This is a genomic window from Prevotella sp. MGM2 (assembly GCF_002933955.1).
GTDB lineage: Bacteria > Bacteroidota > Bacteroidia > Bacteroidales > Bacteroidaceae > Alloprevotella.
Genome location: NZ_BEWW01000099.1, coordinates 1 through 657, shown reverse-complemented (window position 1 = coordinate 657; position 657 = coordinate 1). Strand labels below are relative to the sequence as shown.

Here is a 657-nt window from a genome sequence, read left to right as displayed (position 1 = left end):
AGATAGAGGTGCTCGGCAAGGGAGCGCCGGTCATCTATATCAACGGCCGGCAGGTGCGCGACGCCAATGAACTGGTGCAGTTGCGCTCCGATGAGATAAAAAGCGTGGAGGTGATCCGCAATCCCGGTGCACGTTACGATGCCTCTGTAGGCTCAGTGGTGCGCATCCGCACTAAAAAACGTCAGGGAGAAGGGTTCGGTGCGGATGCCACAGCTGTATTCAGTCAAGGAAAAAATGGTTCCGGCAACGGGCAATTGGCGCTTAATTATCGCAAAGACGGTCTTGACGTATTCGCCTCAGTCTATTACCGCCACCGAAGATATTATGGCCGGCAGCAAAGCGACCAGATAACGTATGCCGACACTCTATGGACATTGCCTTTTTCCAGTAATACTCAAAATCAGAAGAGGAGTCTGAATGCCACTGCAGGATTCAACTATGAGTTGTCGGAGAATCATTCTTTTGGATTGCGCTATCAGCTCTTCAATGTGATGAAGGACGAGACAGCAGGGCGTATCAACAGTGATATCAAGGCCGATGGCGTGTATTACGACCGTCTGGAAAACTTCATAACCGCTCATGCTGATTCCGATCCGCAACATCAGGTGAACGCCTATTATACCGGCAAGCTGGGCCGAGGCGAATTTTCCGCAGATG

Annotated in this window: 1 pseudogene; it reads left to right on the top strand. The window is 51.1% G+C overall.

Annotated features, from left to right (window positions below):
* A pseudogene (locus C5S62_RS13460) lies at window positions 1–657 on the top strand (hypothetical protein); the annotation flags it as partial.